The organism is Herbaspirillum sp. (assembly GCF_017744395.1).
In the GTDB taxonomy this organism is placed as follows: domain Bacteria; phylum Pseudomonadota; class Gammaproteobacteria; order Burkholderiales; family Burkholderiaceae_D; genus Herbaspirillum.
Window position 1 is genome coordinate 163,904 of the sequence record NZ_JAGIBI010000002.1, and the last position, 19,473, is coordinate 183,376.

Consider the following 19,473-nt stretch of genomic DNA (forward strand, 5'->3'; position numbering starts at 1 on the left):
CGCCGATCCCTTGGGCCAATCGAGAAAGGACTTTCATGGCGAACGAGCATGACGACCTGATCCTGCTCACCGGCGCCACCGGGTTTCTCGGCGGCGCGGTGGCGGTCGAGCTGATGCGGCAGCGCCAGGGCGATCGCCTGCTGCTGATGGTGCGCGGCGCGGATGCGGCCAGTGCCTATGCCCGCGTCACCTCGCAACTGCGCCGCCTGGGCGCGCCGGAAGAATCGCTGCGGCGCTTGCGCCCTGCGCAGATCCTGCTGGCCAGCCTGGAGCGGGTCGAGTCCATCGCCGGCGATACGCGGCTGGCGCGGGTAGGCGTGGCGATCCATTGCGCGGCGCATGCCAGCTTCACCGCCCATCCGGCGATGGGGGCGCTCAACGTCGACGCCAGCGTGATCCTGGCGCACCTGCTGCAGCGCTATGCGCCGTTGCGCCGCTTCGTCTACATCGGTACCGCGATGGCGTGCGGCAACCGGCAACCGGCCGGCAGCGACATTTCCGAAAGCGCGGCGCTGCCGCTGGACGAGCGTGCGCACCTGGTGCCGTACACCCATTCCAAGGCGGTGTGCGAACTGCTGCTGAGGAAGATGGCGCCGGCGTTGCCGTTGGTGGTGCTGCGCCCATCGATCGTCGTCGGCCATACCCGGCTTGGCTGCGCGCCATCGGCCAGCATCTACTGGGTCTTCCGCGCCTGGCGCGCATTGGGCGCGAGCGTGGCGGAACTGCGGCAGAAGATCGACGTGGTGCCGGTGGACTGGTGCGCGGCGGCCGTCGCGGCGGCGGCGCTGCGGCCGGAGTGGAAACATGAATTGCTGCACCTGTCGGCCGGCGCGCAGCGAAGCTGCAGCTTCGCCGATATCGACGCCGAACTGGCGCGGGCCGCCGGCGAGTCGCCCGGCGCCTATGGCATCCTGCCGCCGGAGCGCCTGCCGGAACTGCTGCCGCGCATCCGTGAACGCCTGCCCGACTGCAACCCGCGTTTGATGCTGCGGGCGCTGCGGCTCTACGGCGGCTTCGCGCGGCTGGGCTACACCTTCGACAACCGCGCCATGCAGGAAGCCGGGATTCCGCCCCCTCCGCCGCTGACGCGCTACATCGGCCTGTGCGCGCAGAGCGTGGCGCACCAGCCGGTGTCGCAGCAGATGGCCTGGGATTTCAAGTGAAGATGGATATGGCGGCGGCTAAGGACGCATCTCACGTTTCATTGTGAAATGGGTTCTTACAGCCGCACTTCGATCACGCCGGGGAAGGCGATGCGCACCACCAGCCCGCTGCCTTGTGCCGGGCTTTCCAGCGCGATGTCGGCCTGGTGCATGGCGGCGATTTCGCGCACGATGGACAGGCCCAGGCCGGTGCCGGAGGGATTGATGTGCTGGGTCGCGCCGGCGCGGTAAAAGGGTTCGAACACGCGCCCGCGTTCGGCTTCCGGGATGCCGGGGCCGTTGTCTTCCACTTCCAGCAGGGCGCCGGTGGGTTGGCCCGGTTCGCTGGCGCCGCGCACGCGCAGCGTGATGCGCCCGCCGTCGGGCGTATAGCGGATGGCGTTGTCCAGCAGGTTGACCATCAGCTCATGCAGCAGCAGCGCATTGCCGTCGATGCGGATATCGCCTTCGCTTTCGAAGGACAGTTCGATGCGGCGCATCACCGCCTGCTGCGACAATTCCAATGCCACCTGGCGCATGGCGTCGGTCAGCGAGACCGGGGCCATGCCGCCTTCGACCGCGCCGTGTTCGGCGCGCGCCAGGGTCAGCAGGCGGTTGGCCAGGTGCACGGTGGAGTCGGTGGTGCGCGCCATGCCTTCGAACAGTTCCCGCAATTCGGACGGGGCATGCTGTTCGCGCCTGAGCTCGCGCAGGCCCAGTTCGGCCTGGGTCTTCAATACCGTCAGCGGCGTGCGCAACTGGTGCGAGGCGTCGGCGATGAAGCGGCGCTGGCCGGCGATCAGCGTTTGCAGTCTTTCCATGTAGCCGTTCATGGCCAGCACCAGCGGCCGCATCTCCTTGTGCACCAGCGCCGGGTCGAAGCCGGAGAGGTCGGTCGGGGCGCGCGACTCGACCTCGCTGCGCAACTGCATCATCGGGCGCAGCACGAAGCGCACCGCGAACCACACCAGCAGCGCCGCCACGATCACCAGCGTGCCCTGGCGCCACAGCGTGTCGAACAGGATCTTGCGCGTCATGCCGTTGCGCGCGTCCATGGTCTCGCCGACCTGGATCAGCGCGATGCCGCGCATGCTGTCGTCGTAGACCGGCTGCAGCAGCGCGGCGATGCGGATGGGCTGGTCGTGGTAATCGGCCTGGTAGAAGCGCACCAGCGCCGGATAGGCTTCCGAGCGCTTGACGTTGGGCGGCACCGGCGGCAGGTCGTCGTAGCCGGATACCAGCTCGCCGTTCAGGCCGGTGACCTTGTAATAGATGCGGCCCAGGGTGTCGGTTTCGAAACTGTCGAGGGCGACGTAGGGGACGTCGGCGATCACGTGGCCGTCGACGATGGAAACGCGCTCGGCCAGCGCGCGGGTGGAGGCCAGCAGCGAGCGGTCGTAGGCCAGGTCGGCCACTTCCAGCGCGTTGTAGTAGACCGAGACGGCGTCCACCGCCACCAGCAGCGTGAGCGGCAGCAGCAGCCAGCGCAGCAGTTGGCTGCGCAGGCTGCCCAGCCTGGCGGGGGCGGCGCCTGCCATCAGGCGGCCTGCAGCAGGTAGCCCAGGCCGCGCAGGGTGGTGATGGAGACCCGTCCGGGGCCGGCATGCTCCAGTTTCTTGCGCAGGCGGTGGATGTAGATTTCGATGGCGTCGATGCTGGCGTTATCGTCCAGCGAGAACACCTGCTGGAATAATTTCTCTTTCGGCACCGTATGGCCGTGGCGTACCAGCAGCGCTTCCAATACCGCATGCTCGCGCGGAGTCAGCGCCAGCAATTCGCCGCCGTAGGTGAAGGTGCGCGAGACGGTGTCGAAGCTCAGCGCGCCGCAGCTGACGGTGACCGCCTCGTTGTTCTGGCTGCGCCGCAGCAGGGCTTTCACGCGTGCTTCCAGTTCTTCCAGTTCGAAGGGTTTGGCGAGATAATCGTCGGCGCCGAGGTTGAGGCCGTTGACGCGGTCGGTGAGCCCGCCGCGGGCGGTCAGGATCAGCACCGGCGCCCGGTTGCCGCGCGCGCGCATGCGTTTCAGGACTTCCAGCCCGTCCATCTTGGGCAGCGTCAGGTCGAGGATCACCAGCGCGTATTCCTGCGTCAGCAGCAGGCTGTCGGCATCGGCGCCGTTGCGCGCGCACTCCACATTGAGGTGGGCGTCCTGCAGGGCCTTGGAAAGCCAGCGGGAAAGCTCGACGTGATCTTCTACCAGCAAGATGCGCATGATATTGCCTTGTTCGAATAATGTTGATGCGGCGCCGAAATGTTGTTGATACGGCTACGGCGTGTCTCCAGCGCGGATGCTAACAGATGCCTGCGGCGCTTTGAAATGCATGGTTGGCAAGTGCCGGCATGGCGCGCCGGGATTTTTTACAACGGACATTTCATTGAAAGCCGACTGAAAGGCTTTTCTTGTAGCATTCGCCAACACCAAAAAAGAATCAGCTGGAGACAGACCATGACGTATTTCCCCGATTCCCGATATTGCGCCGGCGCTTGAGCCGAGACCGCAACACATGAAAGCGAGCAGCCTGCGTACCTTGCTGATGGCGTGCCTGTTGGCATGCGCGGCGCCGTACGCGCTGGCGGTGGAGTGTATCGTCCCGGCCAAGCCCGGCGGCGGCATGGATGCCACCTGCAAGATGCTGCGCAAGGTGTTGCGCGAAGAAGGCGGGACCGGGCCGGTGAAGCTCAGTTACCTGCCCGGCGGGATCGGCGCGGTGGCGTGGAGTTCGGTGGTGTCGCAGCGGCGCGGCGGGCCCGATACGCTGGTGACGTTTTCTGGCGGTTCGCTGCTGAACCTGGCGCAGGGCAAATACGGCAAGGCGTCGGTGGACGACGTGCGCTGGGTGGCCGGCGTGGGCATCGACTACGGCATGATCGCGGTGCGCGGTGACTCTCCCTGGCGCAATCTGCGCGAGCTGCTGCAGGCGATCCGAAAGGATCCCGGCAAGACCACGGTGGGCTTGTCCGGCACGGTGGGCAGCCAGGACTGGCTGAAGATGGCGCTGATCGCCGGCCGCGCCGGCATCGAGTCCCGCCAGTTCCGATTTGTGGCGCTGGAGGGCGGCGGCGATTCCTTCGCCGCGCTGCAGGCAGGCCATGTGCAGGTGATTTCTGGCGACGCCTCGGAAGCGGCCCACTTCATCGCCGAAGGCAAGGTAAGGATATTGGCGGTGCTGTCCGAGCAGCGGCTGCCGGGCCCGCTGCAGGCGGTGCCGACCGCGCGCGAGCAGGGCTATGACGTGGTATGGCCCATCATCCGCGGTTTCTACATGAGCCCGCATGTGCCGGAAGCGGAGTACCGGCGCTGGGTGGAGATTTTCGACAAGGCGATGGCAGATCCCGCCTTCGACCGGCAACGCGGCGCCAGCGGCCTTTATCCCTTTGCCATGACCGGCAAGGCGCTGACCGATTATGTCGCGCAGACCGTTGCGCAGTACCGCAAGCAGTCCCAGGAGCTAGGGCTGGTTCGTTGAGCAGGCGTCACCTCGGCGTTCCGCAACCGGCCCCATTTCAACATCAAGGAGAACACATGTTGCACAAACGTCGCCTGAGCGTCGCGCTCAGCCTCGCCCTCGCTTTGCCTGCCGCTTTTACCACTTCCGCTTTCGCGCAGGTACCGGCCGGCTATCCTGCCGACTACGCCAAGGTCATCGACGGCGCCAAGAAGGAAGGCAAGGTCGTGATCTACAGCACCACCGATTCCAAGGCCGCCGAATCGCTGATCAAGGATTTCAGCGCGCTCTATCCCGGCGTGAAGGTCGAGTACAACGACATGAATTCGACCGAAGCCTACAATCGTTTCATCTCGGAAGCGGCCGCCGGCGGCGCCACTGCCGACGTGATGTGGTCGTCCTCGATGGACCTGCAGGTCAAGCTGGCCTCGGAAGGCTACGGCATGGCCTACAAGTCGCCTGAAGCCGCGGCCGTCCCGGGCTGGGCCAACTGGAAGGAGACCGCCTACGGCACCACCTTCGAACCGGCCGCCATCGTCTACAACAAGCGCCTGGTGACGGAAGCCGAAGTGCCGGCCACTCATGCCGATTTCACCAAGCTCCTGACCACCAAGCAGGACAAGTTCAAGAACAAGGTCACCACCTACGACATCGAAAAGTCCGGCGTCGGCTTCAGCCTGATGACCTACGACCTGAAGCTGAACCCGCAATTCTGGGATTTCGCCCGCGCCATGGGCGGCGTCTCGGCGCGCGTGCAGTCGTCCACCGGCACCATGCTGGAGCGCATCTCCTCGGGTGAAAACCTGATCGGCTACAACGTGCTCGGCCCTTACGCGCTGGTGCGCGCCAAGAAGGATCCGTCGATCGGCATCGCCTTCACCAAGGACTACAACCTGGTGCTCTCGCGCGTGATCTTCATCAACAAGTCGGCCAAGAACGCCAACGCCGCCAAGCTGTGGCTGGACTACATCCTGTCCAAGCGCGGCCAGACCATCATCGCCAATGACGCGCAGCTGTTCGCCATCCGTGGCGACGTCACCGGCGCGACCACCTCGGCCGAGTTGAACAAGCAACTGGGCGCGGCGCTCAAGCCGATGCCGGTGTCCACCGAATTGCTGGAATACCTGGACCAGACCAAGCGCCTGGCATTCCTGAAGCAGTGGAAGGAAGCCACCAAGAAGTAAGCGCAAGCCGACGGCGGGCCATCCGGCCCGCCAGCCGCAGCGGAGCCGTTACAAGCCCATCGTCGCGGCGATTTTCAACAGAGGAACCTGCATGGAGCGCGGCCGGCCGCAGTTCCGTTGCCGCCGCTTCGCCTGCCGTATGGCAAAGCGCCGCGGGCAGGTTCCGGTTTTACGAGCTGAATCATGCAAACAACCACATCGCTGCCTTCCGGCGAAGCCATCCCGGCCAAGCGGCGCCTGCGCCTGAACTGGCCACGCGGCCTGGTCGTCGCGCTGGCGGCGCTGGCCATCTTCGTGCCGCTGCTGCTGATCTTCTACCAGAGCTTCCTGTCGGCGCCGTTCTTCGCGCCGGTCAAGCACCTGAGTTTCGATTCCTACCGCTTCATCTTCGATGACCCGGACTTCCACCAGGCTTTCCTCAACGGTTTCGCGCTGGCCACAGGCCTGACCGTGATCGCCGTGCCGCTGGGCGGCATGCTGGCCTTCCTGATGGTGCGCACCGACCTGCCCGGCCGCAACTGGATCGCGCCGGCGCTGATGGTGCCGATCTTCGTGTCGCCGATGGTGATCGGTTTCGGCTACGTGGTCTCGATGGGGCCGGTCGGCTTTTACACGGTCTGGGCCAAGCACCTGCTGGCGTTCTTCGGTTTCGAGGGCGACCCGTGGAATATCTACGCCTTCTCCAGCATCGTCCTCATCGCCGGCCTGACCCACGTGCCGCACGTCTACCTGTACGCCTCGTCGGCCCTGAAGAGCCTCGGCTCGGATGTGGAAGAAGCCGCGCGCGTGGCCGGCGCCTCGCCGCTGCAGGTGGCGCTGAACGTGTCGCTGCCGATGATCATGCCGGCGCTGGCGTTTTCCGGCGTGCTGGTGTTCTTCCTCGGCTTCGAAGTGTTCGGCCTGGTGCTGGTGCTGGGCGACCCCGAAGGCCACCTGGTGCTGCCGACCTATCTCTACAAGCTGACCAACAAGCTCGGCACGCCGTCCTACCACCTGATGGCGGCGGTGGCCGTGTGCCTGGTGGCGGTGACCATGCCGCTGGTGATGCTGCAGCGCTGGCTGCTGCGTTCGGCCAACAAGTATGTGGCGATCAAGGGCAAGGGCGCCCGCCAGAAGTCGCTGCCGCTGGGCAAGTGGCGTTGGGTGGCGTTCGCGCTGATCGCCGCCTGGCTGTTGTTTACGGTGGTGATCCCGCTGTCGGGCATCGCGCTGCGCACCTTCGTGTCGCACTGGGGCGACGGCGTGAACCTGCTGGATGTGCTGACCCTGCAAAACTTCCGCGACGTGTGGGAACAGCCCTCGCTGGTGCGCGGCATCATCAACACCGTGCTGATCGGCGTGATCGGCGGCGCGCTGGCCGTGGCCTGCTACACCGCCATCGCCCTGGCCATGCACCGCAAGCAGGACGGCGTCACCCGCTTCCTCGACTACAGCGTGCTGGTGCCGCGCGCGGTGCCGGGCCTTTTGGCCGGCCTGTCCTTCCTGTGGGTGTTCCTGTTCGTGCCGTCGATGCTGGAATCCTTCTTCAAGGGCAGCGACAACTTCATCGCGCTGTGGCTGGTGGACAGCTTCATCCCCATGCTGCGCTCGCTGCGTTCGACCATCTTCTCGGTCTGGCTGGCGTATTCGGTGGTGTGGATGGCCTACGGCCTGCGCCTGATCAACACCGCGCTGCTGCAGGTCGGCCCCGAGCTGGAAGAGGCCGCCCGCGCCGTCGGCGCGCCGCGCGCCCGGGTCACCCGCGACGTCACCATCCCGCTGGTGCGCTACGGCCTGATCGGCGCCTGGCTGATGGTGTTCCTGATCTTCGAGCGCGAATACTCCACCGGCGTCTACCTGCTCTCGCCCGGCACCGAAGTGATCGGTTCCATGATCGTCTCGATGTGGGCCGCCGGCGCCGTCGAACTGGTGGCCGCGCTGTCCTTCATCAATATCACGCTGGTGGCCGTGGGCCTCGGCATCGCGCTGCGCTTCGGCGTCAAGCTGCACGACTAAAGCAAAGGAAACATCATGTCTGAACTTTCCGTCAACGACCTGCACCTGGATTACGGCACCGGCGCCCACGCCAACCCCATCCTCAAGGGCGTCTCGATGCAACTGCAGCGCGGCGAAGTGGTGGCGCTGCTGGGTCCCTCCGGCAGCGGCAAGACCACGCTGCTGCGCGCGGTGGCCGGGCTGGAATCGCCCAAGGCCGGCACCATCGACATCGCGACACGCCGCGTGTTCGACGGCTCGCGCAACTTCGAGATGCCGGCTGAAGAACGCAACCTGGGCCTGGTGTTCCAGTCCTACGCGCTGTGGCCGCACAAGACCGTCTCCGACAACGTCGCCTACGGCCTGAAGCTGCGCAAGGTGGGCTCCTCCGACATCGCCGCGCGCGTCAAGGCGGTGCTGGCGCAACTGGGCCTGGGACACCTGGGCGAGCGCTATCCGCACCAGCTCTCCGGCGGCCAGCAGCAACGCGTGGCGATCGCCCGCGCGCTGGTCTACAACCCGCAGGTGATCCTGCTGGACGAACCGCTCTCCAACCTCGACGCCAAGCTGCGCGAGGAAGCCCGCGCCTTCCTGCGCGAACTGATCGTGCGACTGGGCCTGTCGGCGCTGATGGTGACCCACGACCAGGGCGAGGCGATGGCGATCTCGGACCGCATCCTGTTGCTGAACAACGGCCGCATCGAGCAACAGGGTACGCCGCAAAGCATGTACCAGACGCCCGATACCCTATTCACCGCCGAATTCATGGGCAGCAACAACAAGCTGGCCGCGCAGGTGGTCAGCCGCCAGGGCGACCGCGTCACCCTCAAGCTCGAAGGCGGCACCGCCACGGCGACCCTGCGCGGCAACCCCGACGCCGCGCCCGGGAAGAACGTCACCGGCATCATCCGCGTCGAGCAGGTGCGCATTTCCGATCAGCCCTCCGATAACGCCATCCGCCTGCCGCTGTCCACCTGCATGTACCTGGGCGACCGCTGGGAATGCCTGTTCAAGGCCGGCAATCCCGACGATTCCGGCAACGGCACGGTGGGCCTGCGCGCTTATGCGCCGCAGCGGCTGGAGCAGGGCGAGTACTGGCTTTGCCTGCCCGAGCAGGCGCTTTGGGCTTTCTGATTCATCCGCCCTTAAGGGGATGACAGCAAGAGTCGGGCACACGGCCACGAGCCGATGCGCCCGCAGCAGCATGCAAGGCCGGCAATACCAGCAGTGCAGATAACGACAAGCCGCAGCCGTCCCCACGGCACTCGATATGCGGCACACCACCACAACAGCTTTCAACCAAGGAGATTACAGTGCAGAAGAAACATCTGGCCATCGCAGCAGCGGCCACCGCATTTGCCGCCGTCGGCGGCGCCGCCCAGGCGCAGAGCAGCGTCACCGTCTACGGCTTGCTCGATACCGGCGTGGAGTTCGTCAGCAACGCCAACAAGAACGGCAACAGCGTCACCCGCCTGTCGTCGGGCAACATGAATACCTCGCGCATCGGCTTTCGCGGCAGCGAAGACCTGGGCGGCGGCCTGAAAGCCATCTTCCAGCTGGAAAACGGCTTCAAGCTGGACACCGGCAGCTTCGACGGCGACGCCAACCAGCTGTTCAACCGCCAGTCCACCGTCGGCCTGGAAGGCGGCTTCGGTCGCGTGGTGGCGGGCCGTTCGTACACCACCACCTATGACTTCATCCTGCCGTTCGACCCGATGGGCTATTCGGCCAACTACTCGTGGGTCACCTCGGCCGGCGCCACCGGTAACCGCAAGGACGGCATGCTCTCCAGCGCCTCCAACCTGGTCAAGTACCAGGGCGAATTCGGCGGCGTGAAGATCGGTGCGACCTACGCCTTCGGCGAAGTGGCTGGCAGCCAGAGCGAGGGCGCCAAATATGCCCTCGGCCTGGGCTACGGCAATGGCCCCTTCGCGGTGGCGGCTGCCTACGACCGCAACAACAGCACGGCCACGCCAACCGGCGGCCCTTATGACAAGGCCACCTCGGCCCACCTGGCCGGCAGCTATGAGCTGTCCGACGCGTGGAAGCTGAGCGCGGGCTATCGCTACTACAAGAAGACGCAAGCTTCCGGTGCGACCGACCTGCGCAGCGATATGTTCTGGGGCGGCGGCAGCTACAAGATCACGCCTGCGATGACCCTGATCGGCGCGATCTACTACCAGAACATCAAGAACGTGACCAACGATGCCGATCCCATCATGTACGCGCTGCGCTTGAAGTACGCGATGTCCAAGCGCACCGACCTGTACGCCAGCACCGCTTACGCGCGCGCCAAGAACGGCCAGCTGGTCGGCCTGTCGCGCGACGAGGCGGGTTTCGGCAGCAGCCAGTTCGGTGTGACCCTGGGCATGCAGCACCGCTTCTGATGAGGCGCATGGCGCAGCCGCGCCATGCATGAATAGTCTTGAGCGTCGGATTTGATGCCGGTGCAAAAGGAACCTTCCGGTTCTTTTTGCGCCGGTTTTTTTATTTGCCCAGCAGCAGGTAATAGGTGGGATCGTCCTCGCAGGCGCCGGCGCCGCATTCGAGCACAGTGGAAGCCAGGTTGCCCGCCACCAGCAGCAGGAACAGGAAGCAGGCCAGTTTGCCGCCGGCCGATTTCCAGGCCGGGAAGCGCGTCGGCGGCTCCCAGCTCTTGAGCATCAGCAGCGCGGCGATGCCGGCGATTGCCGCCAGCGAAGAGAGCGCGGCCAGCGTGTAGAAATGCAGACCCATGAAAGTCGAGCCGTAGCCGGCGTCGCCCGGCGCGATGTGCAGGAACACCTGGCGCAGCGCGACGATGCCGGTGGTCAATGCCCCGGCCAGCGCGACGCCGTAGTGCGCGCTCCTGACGCCGAAGCGCACGTTCATCATCAGGCCGATGCCGGTCAGGATCAGGCCGGCGCGCTGCAGCAGGCACAGGGGACAGGGCAGTTCCTTCAACGCCAACTGGTAATAGAAGGCGATGCCCAGGGAGGCGCAGACGGCCAGCAAGCCCAGCACGTTCAGGATGTTGCCGCCGGAAGTGGCGCGGTCGCGCGAAGAAGACAGGATGGATCGGTTCATGGCGCCGGCCTCAGAAGGAAAGCTTGAGCGGGCTGGTGGCGTGGAAGCTGAACCAATACAGTGTCACGCACAGCGCGCATAGCCACATCGCGAAACTGAACGTCCTCCAGCCGATCACGATGCCGACCACGGCCAGCAGCGCCAGCAGGAAGGGAAGATACATGAACATGGGGAATCCCTCTGTTTTGATTGTGCCGATGGAGCGGCTTTGTTTGTGCGCGATGATAGCGTAAAGATGGCCGCCGGCAGGTGATAAGCTGCGGTCTTTTCGGGGCGGGGGCGGATATTTCACGCGAACGGTCGGTACATCTTGTCATACCGATAACCCCAGGCGACAGCAACCAGCGGAGGAGAGCGGAATGCAGCAAACAGGCGGCCCACAAGCCAAGGACGGGATCAGTCGGATCGCCGTGGTCGGCACCGGCGTCATCGGCGCCAGTTGGGTGGCGTATTTCCTGGCCCGAGGCCTGGACGTGTCGGCCACCGACCCCATGCCCGACGCCGAACGGAAATTGCGCGAGGCCGTCGCGCGCCATTGGCCCAGCCTGGAAACGCTGGGGCTGGCGCCGGGCGCTTCGCTTTCCCGCCTGCGGTTTTTCGACAAGCTGGAAGATGCGCTGCAAGGCGCCGATTTCGTGCAGGAAAACGGCCCCGAGCGCGAAGACCTGAAGATCGACCTGTTCCGGCGCATGGATGCCGCGCTGCCGGCGCGCGTGATCCTGGCATCGAGTTCGTCGGGCCTGTTGATGAGCAAGGTGCAGGCGGCTTGCCGCCATCCGGAACGCGTGGTGCTGGGCCATCCCTTCAATCCGCCGCACCTGATTCCGCTGGTGGAAGTGATCGGCGGTGCGCTGACCTCGCCGCAAGCGGTGCAGGGCGCCATCGACTTCTACGCCGCCATCGGCAAGAAGCCGATCCATGTGCGCAAGGAGGTCAAGGGCCATATCGCCAACCGGCTGCAGGCGGCGTTGTGGCGCGAAGCCTTCCACCTGGTGGAGCAGGGCGTGGCCAGCACCGAGGATGTCGATACCGCGATCGCCTACGGGCCGGGATTGCGCTGGGCGCTGATGGGGCCCTACCTGAACCTGCACATGTCCGGCGGCGAGGGCGGCATCGGGCATCTGCTGGACCACCTGGGGCCGCCGATCGAGAGCTGGTGGGCCGACCTGGGAACGTCGGCGATCACCGATGCGCTGAAGCGGACTTTGCAAGCGGGCGTCGAGCAGCAGATGCAAGGCATGACGTCGGCCGAGGTGGCGGCCGAGCGCGACCGGTTGCTGGTGCAGTTGCTGGCGTCCAAGGCGGAGTCGAAGATATTGCCTTGATGGTTGTAGTTCCATGAATCCCGATCCCGGCGCAGGCCGGGATCGGGCAGGTCATTTCCCCTTGCGCCGGCTCGGCGCCATCTCCCGCATCAGCGCGATGAAGCGCTGCGCTCCCAGCCCCAGCGGCTTGTCCTTGTTCCACACCACATCCACCCACAGCCGGAGCTGGTTGCTGATGTTGTCGAAATCGATGGCGGCCAGCGCGCCGGAGTCGATCTGCGCCTGCACCAGGCTATGCGGCAAATAGGCCCAGCCCAGGCCTTCGCGCACCAGCGACAGCGTGGCCAGGTGGTTGTCGGTGCGCCAGATCTGGCGCGCCAGGAAGAAGCGCGGGTCGGAGACGCTGGCGTCGCGGCTGGCCACGGCGATCTGGCGGATGTCGTACAGGTCTTCGTAGCGCAGCTTGCGCTTCTTCGCCTTCAAGGCCGGATGCTGCGGCGAGATCACCGCTACCAGCATCTCGCTGCTGAATTCCTGGAACGCCTCGCGGTCGTTGCCGGCATGGCGCTCGAACACCACCGCCAGTTGCGCGCAGTCCTCATACAGCATGCGCATCGCATCGGCTTGCGGCGTGGACAGCACTTCCACCTCCAGCGAAGGAAATTCCTCGGCCAGCACCGCCAGCGGCTTGGCCCAGGGCACCGACAGCAGTTCGGGGGCCACCGCCAGCGTCAGCTTGCGCTCCAGTCCCTGGTGCATGGCCAGCGCATGGGCGTCGAGCTGGCGCAGGGTGCTGGCCAGCAGGCGCGCGTCCGGTTCCAGTGCACGGGCCATGTCGGTGGGGCGGGCATCGCGCGCGGTGCGGTCGAACAGCACCAGGTCCAGTTCGGCTTCCAGCTGGCTGATGGCCATGCTGACCGCCGACGGCACGCGTCCCAGCATGCGCGCCGCGGCCGAGAAGGAACCGCCGTCGAGCACCGCCAGGAAGATTTTCACGTTGTCGCTGGAGAAGGCCATGTTGTCTTTTTAGTTATCAATAAAACTGAAAGAAGCTGACTTCTTCTGTCAGAAATTAAACCATAGAATGCCTTCCGTACCCAAGGCCGTTCTTCACGCGACAACAGGGCGGCCCGCTATTCAACCAGGAGAATTTTCATGCAAGGTTTTAAACGCAAATTGGTCTACGCCTGCGCTTTCGAACTGCTGGCGATCGGTTTCACCACCTTCGGCCTGGCGGTCATCGCCGGCCACGACAGCGGCCATTCGACGGCGGCGGCAGTGGCTTCCTCGACCATCGCCTTCATCTGGAATTTCATTTTCAACGGCCTGTTCGAGCGCTGGGAAGCGCGCCAGGCCAAGCGCGGCCGCAGCGCCGGCCGCCGCATCGCGCATGCCCTCGGCTTCGAGGGCGGCCTGGTGCTGATGCTGGTGCCGCTGTTCGCCTGGTGGCTGGACATCGGCTTGTGGGACGCCTTCGTGCTGGACATCGGCCTGATCGTGTTCTTCATGGTCTACACCTACCTGTTCAACCTGCTGTTCGACAAGATCTTCGGCCTGCCCAGCTCGGCCATGCCGGTTGCCTGAAACAGGCTTCCGGGCTGTACACATTGATCCGTGTTTGGCCTCACAATGGGCGTTTCCATTGTCCAACGCCGCCAGGAATCTCCATGTACATCCCAGCCCATTTCGACGAACCGCGCCCCGAGGCCTTGCACCAGTTGATCGCCAGCCATCCGTTCGGGGTGCTGGTCTCGCATGGCGCCGGCGGGCTGGACGCCAACCACCTGCCGTTCCACCTCGATCCGGCACAGGGCGCCTTGGGTACGCTGCATGCCCACGTGGCGCGCGCCAATCCCGTATGGCGGGCGCTGGCCGACGGCGACGAGGTCATGGTGATCTTCTCGGCCGGCGACGCCTATATTTCACCAAGCTGGTACCCTAGCAAGCACGAGGCCCACAAGCAGGTGCCGACCTGGAACTACATGGTGGCGCACGCCCACGGGCGCATCACGATCCGCGACGACGAGCGCTACGTGCGCGGCGTGGTGGCGCGCCTCACGCGCACGCATGAAGCGGCGCAGCCGGCGCCGTGGAAGATGTCGGACGCGCCGGCCGACTACACCGATACGCTGCTCAAGGCCATCGTCGGGCTGGAGATAGAAATCACCCGCCTGGAGGGCAAGCGCAAGCTTAGCCAGAACAAGGACGTGCGCGACATCCGCGGCGCCGGCGAGGCGCTCAAGGCCGGCGGCAGCGACGCCGTGGGCGATGCGATGCTGGCCGAGGCCGCGATGAAGGAAAAATAAGCTCTCCTCTTTTTACTTGCGCGGCGCCGGCGCGTTGTCGGCGAACGCCGGCAACGTCTTCAGCTTGGCATAGACATCCGCCACAGCCGGCCACTGCGCCAGATCCAGGCCCATGCGCTCGGCATTGACCGCCTGTGGAAACAACAGGATGTCGGCGATGGAGGGGCGGTCGCCGCCGATGAATGGGCCGCTGCGGCGCGCGCTCACCAGGGCATTGACCGCTGCCAGCCCCTCCACCGTCCAGTGGCGGTTCCAGTCGGCGATGCCGGCGGCGGTCATTCCGGGGATGGCAGACAGGCGGCGTGCGATGCGCGGCGGCACCAAGGCATGGATCTCGGCGGCAATGGCAACGGCCACCGAACGCGACAGCGCACGTTGTTCCAGGTCCGTCGGCAGCAGCGGCGGCTCCGGTTGCAATTCATCCAGGTATTCGATGATGGCGATGGATTGTGTGATCAGCGCGCCGCTGTCGGTCACCAGCGCCGGCACCAGTCCTTGCGGATTGATGCGCAGGTAGTCGGCGCCGAGGTTTTCCGGATGTTCGCCAAGAATGGTGACCGGCAATGTCTCCACGCTGATGCCTTTGAGCGCCAGGGCGATGCGCACGCGCGAAGCGGCCGAGGAGATGTCGTTCAGATACAGTTTCATGGTGTTTCCTTTCGTCGTTGTGGTGGGTCAATGCCGGCCTGCCGTGTTGGCGCCGGGTATGGCTTGTGCAGTCAGCGCGGTCGGCTGCATGCGTTCGATCAGCTCGCGCTGGCTGGTGTCCCATACGCAGGGGCTGGCGGAAATGGCGGCGGCGGTGAGCCAGCCGATCATCGATTTCATACATCTCTCCTTTCAGGAATTGTTCAGCCGAAGGTGAAGGCGTAGGCCTTGGCGCCGGGATCGAGGAAGCGCACCTCGAAGTTGCGCTCCTTCACTTCGCTGCGCTGGCGCACCAGTTGGAACAGGCGGGTGCGCGTCACCATGCCGTTGCCGCCGGCATCGATGTCGGCGCCGTGCAGTTCGCCCGGCGGCTTGCCATCCACCGTCACCTGGAAGCGCACCGGCTTGCCGTCGTCATCCGGCCCCAGCACCAAGTGCAGGTCGCGCGCCGAGAAGCGGTAGGCGATGGCGCCGCCGGCGCGTTGCAGGGCGATCTCGTCGGCGCTCACGCGCCAGTCGCCATCCAGGCTCCACTGGTTCAGGCGCAGCGGTGCTGCGCTGTAGCGGTTGCCGGTGTCGGGGCGCACCCGTTCCTGTGAGGCAAAACCGCTGGCCTGGCGATATCCGAGATAGGTCTCGCCCGAGCCCAGGGCGGCCAGGTCGGGAGCGGCCTGGATGCCGGGCGCCTCGGGCTTGACCAGTGCGCCCGGCTGGACGGAACCGGCTTCCCTCAGCAGATCCTGGATCGCCTTCTCGGAACTGTCGTAGCGGCCTTCGCCGAAGTGGTGGTAGCGGATGCGTCCTTGCGCATCGGCCAGGTAGATCGCCGGCCAGTAGCTGTTGTCGAAGGAGCGCCAGATGCGGAAGTCGCTATCCACCGCCACCGGGAAACCGAGCTTGAATTCACCCAGGGCGCGCTTGACGTTATCCACCTTCTTCTCGAAAGCGAATTCGGGAGTGTGCACGCCGATCACCACCAGCCCCTGATCCTTGTATTTCTCGGCCCAGGCGCGGATGTAGGGCAAGGTGCGGATGCAGTTGATGCAGGAATAAGTCCAGAAATCGACCAGCACCACCTTGCCGCGCAAGCCGTCGGCCGACAGCGGCGGCGAGTTCAGCCATTCGACGGCGCCGTCCAGTTCCGGCAGCTTGCCTTCCACCGGAAGCAGGCTGCGGTAGGGGCGCGCAGTGCCGGTGTCCGTTGCGGCGGCGGTCGGTGCGCGTTGCGGTGCCAGGGAGTTGAGCAGGGCGTTTTCCAGACTCTCGGCGGCGCGGCTGGGCGTGCCGATGCTGCTGAACGGATTGAGGCTGGCGCCGAAGGCGGCGCTGGCCACGCCGGCCAGCACGGCCGTACCCAGGGCGCGGCGCACCCACTCGCCGGCATGCAGGCGGCGCTTGGCGAATCCCAGCACGTGTCCGCCGGCGGCCAGCAGCAGCCCCAGCGCGGTGGCGGCGCCCGCTGCGTATGCCAGCAGCAGCGCCACCGTCTGCAGGTTCGGCCCTTGCCAGGCAGCGCTGGACAATACCAGGCCCAGGATGGGGCCGGAGCAGGGGGTCCACAGCAGGCCGGTGGCGGCGCCCAGCACGAAGGATGCGCCGGCGCCGGCCTTGCGCGGCGCAACGTGTTCGGCCAGATGGTTGCCCAGCGCCACTGCCGGGCGGGCTAGCAGTTGGGCCACGGCCGGGGACAGCAGCGCCAGTCCGAACACGGCCAGCACCAGCAGGGCCGCCACGCGACCCCATTCATTGACATGCACTGCCCAGCCGGCACCGACCGCCGCCAGCGTGGCGACCGCGGCGAACACCAGCGCCATGCCGGCCAGCATTGGCAGGCGTGCCGACAGGAAAGGCTGGTCGGCACGGGCGAACAGGAAGGGCAGGACCGGCAGGATGCAGGGACTCAGCAGCGTGAGTGCCCCGCCCAGGAAGGTGGCGAGAATGAGGATCATCATGGCTCCTTGCGAAGGTGGGTGCGAAGATTCGCGACCCCTGCATGAAACCGCGCCGGTGTATCCGCCATGTGTAGTGCATACCGGGTTTGTGTATTCCAGTTTGTCCGGCGATGGCGCTTGTACATTCGCGTACAAATCCGGCGACAATGGCGGATGCGACGGCGGGTGGAGCGGCTTGCCGCCGGGGCTCAGCCGGATGTCATCCCGGCAACGCCGGTACGATTGTCCCCGCCTGTATCTGTGTGCGGCCCGGATACACTGGAATACAAATCTCCCGTCGCCTCCCCTTGCGCGGCGGCTGGCGCGAACGTAAAACACGGGTTACAGATCCCGGAGAAAGGCTGGCAGGTGGAACACATCGATCACATCCTGATCGTCGACGACGACAGGGAAATCCGCGAACTGGTCGCGGACTATCTGAGAAAGAACGGGCTGCGCGTAGATGTCGCCGCCGACGGCCGCCAGATGCGCGCCTTCGTCGCCGCCAATGCGGTGGACCTGATCGTGCTGGACATCATGATGCCCGGTGACGACGGCCTGGTGCTGTGCCGCGAGCTGCGCGCCGGCAAGCACAAGGCCACGCCCATCGTGATGCTGACTGCGCGCTCGGAAGAGACCGACCGCGTGGTGGGGCTGGAGATGGGGGCCGACGATTACCTGACCAAGCCTTTCGCCGCGCGCGAACTGCTGGCGCGCATCAAGTCGGTGCTGCGCCGCACGCGCATGTTGCCGCCCAACCTGCAGGTGAGCGAGGCCGGCAAGCTGCTGCGCTTCGATAAATGGCGGCTGGACACCAGCGGGCGCCACCTGCTGGCCGAGGACGGCACGGTGGTGATGCTGAGCGGCGCCGAATACCGTTTGCTGCGCGTGTTCGTCGACCATCCGCAGCGCGTGCTCAACCGCGACCAGTTGCTGAGCCTGACGCAAGGGCGCGAAGCCGAAATTTTCGACCGCTCCATCGATCTGCTGGTGAGCCGGGTGCGCCAGCGGCTGGAAGACGATGCGCGCGAACCGCGCTTCATCAAGACGATCCGCAACGAAGGCTATGTGTTCTCGATGGCGGTCGAGATCGAAGAGGCGCGCGAATGAGCGGTAGCGCAGGGCGCCTGCTGCGCTGGCCGCGCACGCTGGGTTCGCGGCTGTTCCTGATCCTGCTGGCTGGGTTGGCGCTGGCGCACATCCTGTCGTTCGGCGTGCTGTTCCTGGAGCGCTACATGGCCGCGCGCGCGGTGATGCTCGATACGCTGGAAAACGACGTCGCCACCTCCGTCGCCATCCTCGACCGCCTGCCGGCCGCCGAACGCGCCGAATGGACGGCGCAATTGCAGCGCGGCACCTATGGCTATGTGCTGGGAGAGGGCATGGCCGGCGTGCCGGAACTGTCGCCGCGCGGGCAGGAGATCGCCGGCAAGATCCGCGATGCCTTGGGCGCGCGTTATCCGATCCGCATGGAAACCGTGCCCGGTCCGCGTGAGCATTTGCAGGCGCACCTGACGCTATCCGACGGGAGTCCGATGGCGGTGGACATCAAACCGGCCATGAAGCCGCTGACGCGGTGGCTGCCTTATGTGTTGGTCGCGCAACTGCTGTTGCTGGTGCTGTGCTGCTGGTTCGCGGTGCGTCTGGTAATCCGTCCCCTGGCGCGCCTGGCCGATGCCGCCGATAACCTGGACCTGAGCCGCGATGCGCCGCGCTTGCCGGAGACAGGGCCGGACGAAGTGGCGCATGCCGCTGAGGCCTTCAATGCCATGCGCGATCGCATCGCGCAATATCTGCAGGAGCGGGTGCGGATTCTGGCGGCGGTGTCGCACGATTTGCAGACGCCGATCACACGCATGAAGCTGCGCGCCGAAATGGCTGACGATAGTCCCGAGCGCGACAAGCTGATGAACGATCTGGCCGAGATCGAGCGTCTGGTGCATGAGGGGATTGCCTATGCGCGCAGCGCTCATGGCAATACCGAGGCGCCGGCCAGGATCGACCTCGGTTCTTTCCTGGAGAGCCTGGCGTTCGACTATCAGGATACTGGCAGTGCGGTTTCCTTTCCCGGCAGTTTGAAAGGCGTGGCGATAGTGACGCGTGCGCATGCCTTGCGGCGCATCCTGACCAATCTGGTGGATAACGCGCTCAAGTTTGGCGGTGCGGCCGAGGTGGAGGCTGCCTTGCTGGAGGACGGGCGTGTGGCGGTGCGGGTGCGCGATCGGGGGCCGGGGATTCCTGAGGATCAGTTGCAGGCGGTGTTTCAGCCGTTTTTCCGCTTGGAGCAGTCGCGTAACCGGGGGACTGGGGGAACGGGCTTGGGGTTGGCCATCGCCCAGCAATTGGCTGCCGCGCTTAACGGTTCTCTGGTGTTGCGCAATCGTGTCGATGGAGGCGGATTGGAAGCGGAATTGGTGATTGCTTCCGTGGGGTAGCCTGGCCTCTTCGTTCGTATCCGAATGTATCTGCCGATACGCACGGTACAAAGCCTTGCAAACCGGCACCGCCGCG

19 protein-coding genes are annotated in these 19,473 nt (G+C 65.6%); 11 read left to right on the forward strand and 8 right to left on the reverse strand.

Annotated features, from left to right (window positions below):
• Nucleotides 1-35: 35 nt before the first annotated feature.
• The gene (locus J7548_RS06595; RefSeq protein WP_290972059.1) at nt 36-1,163 is read left to right on the forward strand and encodes an SDR family oxidoreductase; all 1,128 of its coding nucleotides are present in this window, start codon (nt 36-38) and stop codon (nt 1,161-1,163) included.
• A gap of 56 nt (nt 1,164-1,219) precedes the next feature.
• Here J7548_RS06595 and J7548_RS06600 read toward each other — a convergent pair whose 3' ends face one another.
• Both J7548_RS06600 and J7548_RS06605 read right to left on the reverse strand, forming a co-directional pair.
• Complete coding sequence (locus J7548_RS06600; protein WP_290972062.1) at nt 1,220-2,680, reverse strand: sensor histidine kinase; 1,461 nt, start codon at nt 2,678-2,680, stop codon at nt 1,220-1,222.
• Entirely contained in the window at nt 2,680-3,354 is a 675-nt protein-coding gene (locus J7548_RS06605) for a response regulator (RefSeq protein ID WP_290972064.1), read from the reverse strand. The genes J7548_RS06600 and J7548_RS06605 overlap by 1 nt, the downstream gene beginning before the upstream one ends.
• A gap of 292 nt (nt 3,355-3,646) precedes the next feature.
• Between J7548_RS06605 and J7548_RS06610 the strand changes: the two genes are divergently transcribed.
• From J7548_RS06610 to J7548_RS06630, 5 genes are all read left to right on the forward strand, one after another.
• On the forward strand, nt 3,647-4,609 hold the full coding sequence (locus J7548_RS06610) for a tripartite tricarboxylate transporter substrate-binding protein (RefSeq protein WP_290972066.1): 963 nt from the start codon (nt 3,647-3,649) through the stop codon (nt 4,607-4,609).
• A gap of 56 nt (nt 4,610-4,665) precedes the next feature.
• On the forward strand, nt 4,666-5,772 hold the full coding sequence (locus J7548_RS06615) for an ABC transporter substrate-binding protein (protein ID WP_290972069.1): 1,107 nt from the start codon (nt 4,666-4,668) through the stop codon (nt 5,770-5,772).
• Between the two features lie 183 nt (nt 5,773-5,955).
• The gene (locus tag J7548_RS06620) at nt 5,956-7,767 is read left to right on the forward strand and encodes an iron ABC transporter permease (RefSeq protein ID WP_290972072.1); all 1,812 of its coding nucleotides are present in this window, start codon (nt 5,956-5,958) and stop codon (nt 7,765-7,767) included.
• Nucleotides 7,768-7,782: 15 nt separating this feature from the next.
• On the forward strand, nt 7,783-8,880 hold the full coding sequence (locus J7548_RS06625; protein ID WP_290972075.1) for an ABC transporter ATP-binding protein: 1,098 nt from the start codon (nt 7,783-7,785) through the stop codon (nt 8,878-8,880).
• A gap of 179 nt (nt 8,881-9,059) precedes the next feature.
• Complete coding sequence (locus J7548_RS06630; protein WP_290972078.1) at nt 9,060-10,133, forward strand: porin; 1,074 nt, start codon at nt 9,060-9,062, stop codon at nt 10,131-10,133.
• Between the two features lie 100 nt (nt 10,134-10,233).
• On the opposite strand, the gene J7548_RS06635 is transcribed toward J7548_RS06630, so the two are convergent.
• Both J7548_RS06635 and J7548_RS06640 read right to left on the reverse strand, forming a co-directional pair.
• Nucleotides 10,234-10,812, reverse strand: coding sequence for a disulfide bond formation protein B (locus tag J7548_RS06635; protein ID WP_290972081.1), 579 nt, complete (start codon nt 10,810-10,812; stop codon nt 10,234-10,236).
• 10 nt (nt 10,813-10,822) lie between these two features.
• Complete coding sequence (locus J7548_RS06640) at nt 10,823-10,981, reverse strand: DUF5993 family protein (protein WP_290972083.1); 159 nt, start codon at nt 10,979-10,981, stop codon at nt 10,823-10,825.
• Nucleotides 10,982-11,171: 190 nt separating this feature from the next.
• On the opposite strand from J7548_RS06640, the gene J7548_RS06645 reads away from it, so the two are divergent.
• Nucleotides 11,172-12,137, forward strand: a complete 966-nt coding sequence (locus tag J7548_RS06645) for a 3-hydroxyacyl-CoA dehydrogenase NAD-binding domain-containing protein (protein WP_290972085.1) — start codon at nt 11,172-11,174, stop codon at nt 12,135-12,137.
• A gap of 51 nt (nt 12,138-12,188) precedes the next feature.
• Here the strand turns inward: J7548_RS06645 and J7548_RS06650 are convergent, their stop codons facing one another.
• A complete protein-coding gene (locus J7548_RS06650; RefSeq protein ID WP_290972088.1) occupies nt 12,189-13,094 on the reverse strand; it encodes a LysR family transcriptional regulator in 906 nt (301 codons plus the stop codon).
• A 138-nt stretch (nt 13,095-13,232) separates the two neighbouring features.
• On the opposite strand from J7548_RS06650, the gene J7548_RS06655 reads away from it, so the two are divergent.
• Together J7548_RS06655 and J7548_RS06660 are read left to right on the forward strand one after the other, a co-directional pair.
• Nucleotides 13,233-13,661 (forward strand): PACE efflux transporter, encoded by a 429-nt coding sequence (locus tag J7548_RS06655; RefSeq protein ID WP_290972091.1) that lies wholly within the window; start codon nt 13,233-13,235, stop codon nt 13,659-13,661.
• An 83-nt stretch (nt 13,662-13,744) separates the two neighbouring features.
• The gene (locus J7548_RS06660) at nt 13,745-14,383 is read left to right on the forward strand and encodes an FMN-binding negative transcriptional regulator (protein WP_290972094.1); all 639 of its coding nucleotides are present in this window, start codon (nt 13,745-13,747) and stop codon (nt 14,381-14,383) included.
• Between the two features lie 12 nt (nt 14,384-14,395).
• Here the strand turns inward: J7548_RS06660 and maiA are convergent, their stop codons facing one another.
• From maiA to J7548_RS06675, 3 genes are read right to left on the reverse strand one after another with little or no spacing between them, the layout of a single operon-like run.
• A complete protein-coding gene (gene maiA / locus J7548_RS06665; RefSeq protein WP_290972097.1) occupies nt 14,396-15,031 on the reverse strand; it encodes a maleylacetoacetate isomerase in 636 nt (211 codons plus the stop codon).
• Nucleotides 15,032-15,058: 27 nt separating this feature from the next.
• Nucleotides 15,059-15,211: a hypothetical protein gene (locus J7548_RS06670; RefSeq protein WP_290972099.1), complete on the reverse strand. Its 153-nt coding sequence runs from the start codon at nt 15,209-15,211 to the stop codon at nt 15,059-15,061.
• A gap of 23 nt (nt 15,212-15,234) precedes the next feature.
• A complete protein-coding gene (locus J7548_RS06675) occupies nt 15,235-16,980 on the reverse strand; it encodes a cytochrome c biogenesis protein DipZ (RefSeq protein WP_290973309.1) in 1,746 nt (581 codons plus the stop codon).
• A gap of 351 nt (nt 16,981-17,331) precedes the next feature.
• On the opposite strand from J7548_RS06675, the gene J7548_RS06680 reads away from it, so the two are divergent.
• Nucleotides 17,332-18,072, forward strand: coding sequence for a response regulator (locus tag J7548_RS06680; RefSeq protein WP_290972101.1), 741 nt, complete (start codon nt 17,332-17,334; stop codon nt 18,070-18,072).
• Nucleotides 18,069-19,397: a HAMP domain-containing sensor histidine kinase gene (locus J7548_RS06685; protein ID WP_290972104.1), complete on the forward strand. Its 1,329-nt coding sequence runs from the start codon at nt 18,069-18,071 to the stop codon at nt 19,395-19,397. Before J7548_RS06680 ends, J7548_RS06685 begins: the two co-directional genes overlap by 4 nt.
• Nucleotides 19,398-19,473 lie beyond the last annotated feature (76 nt).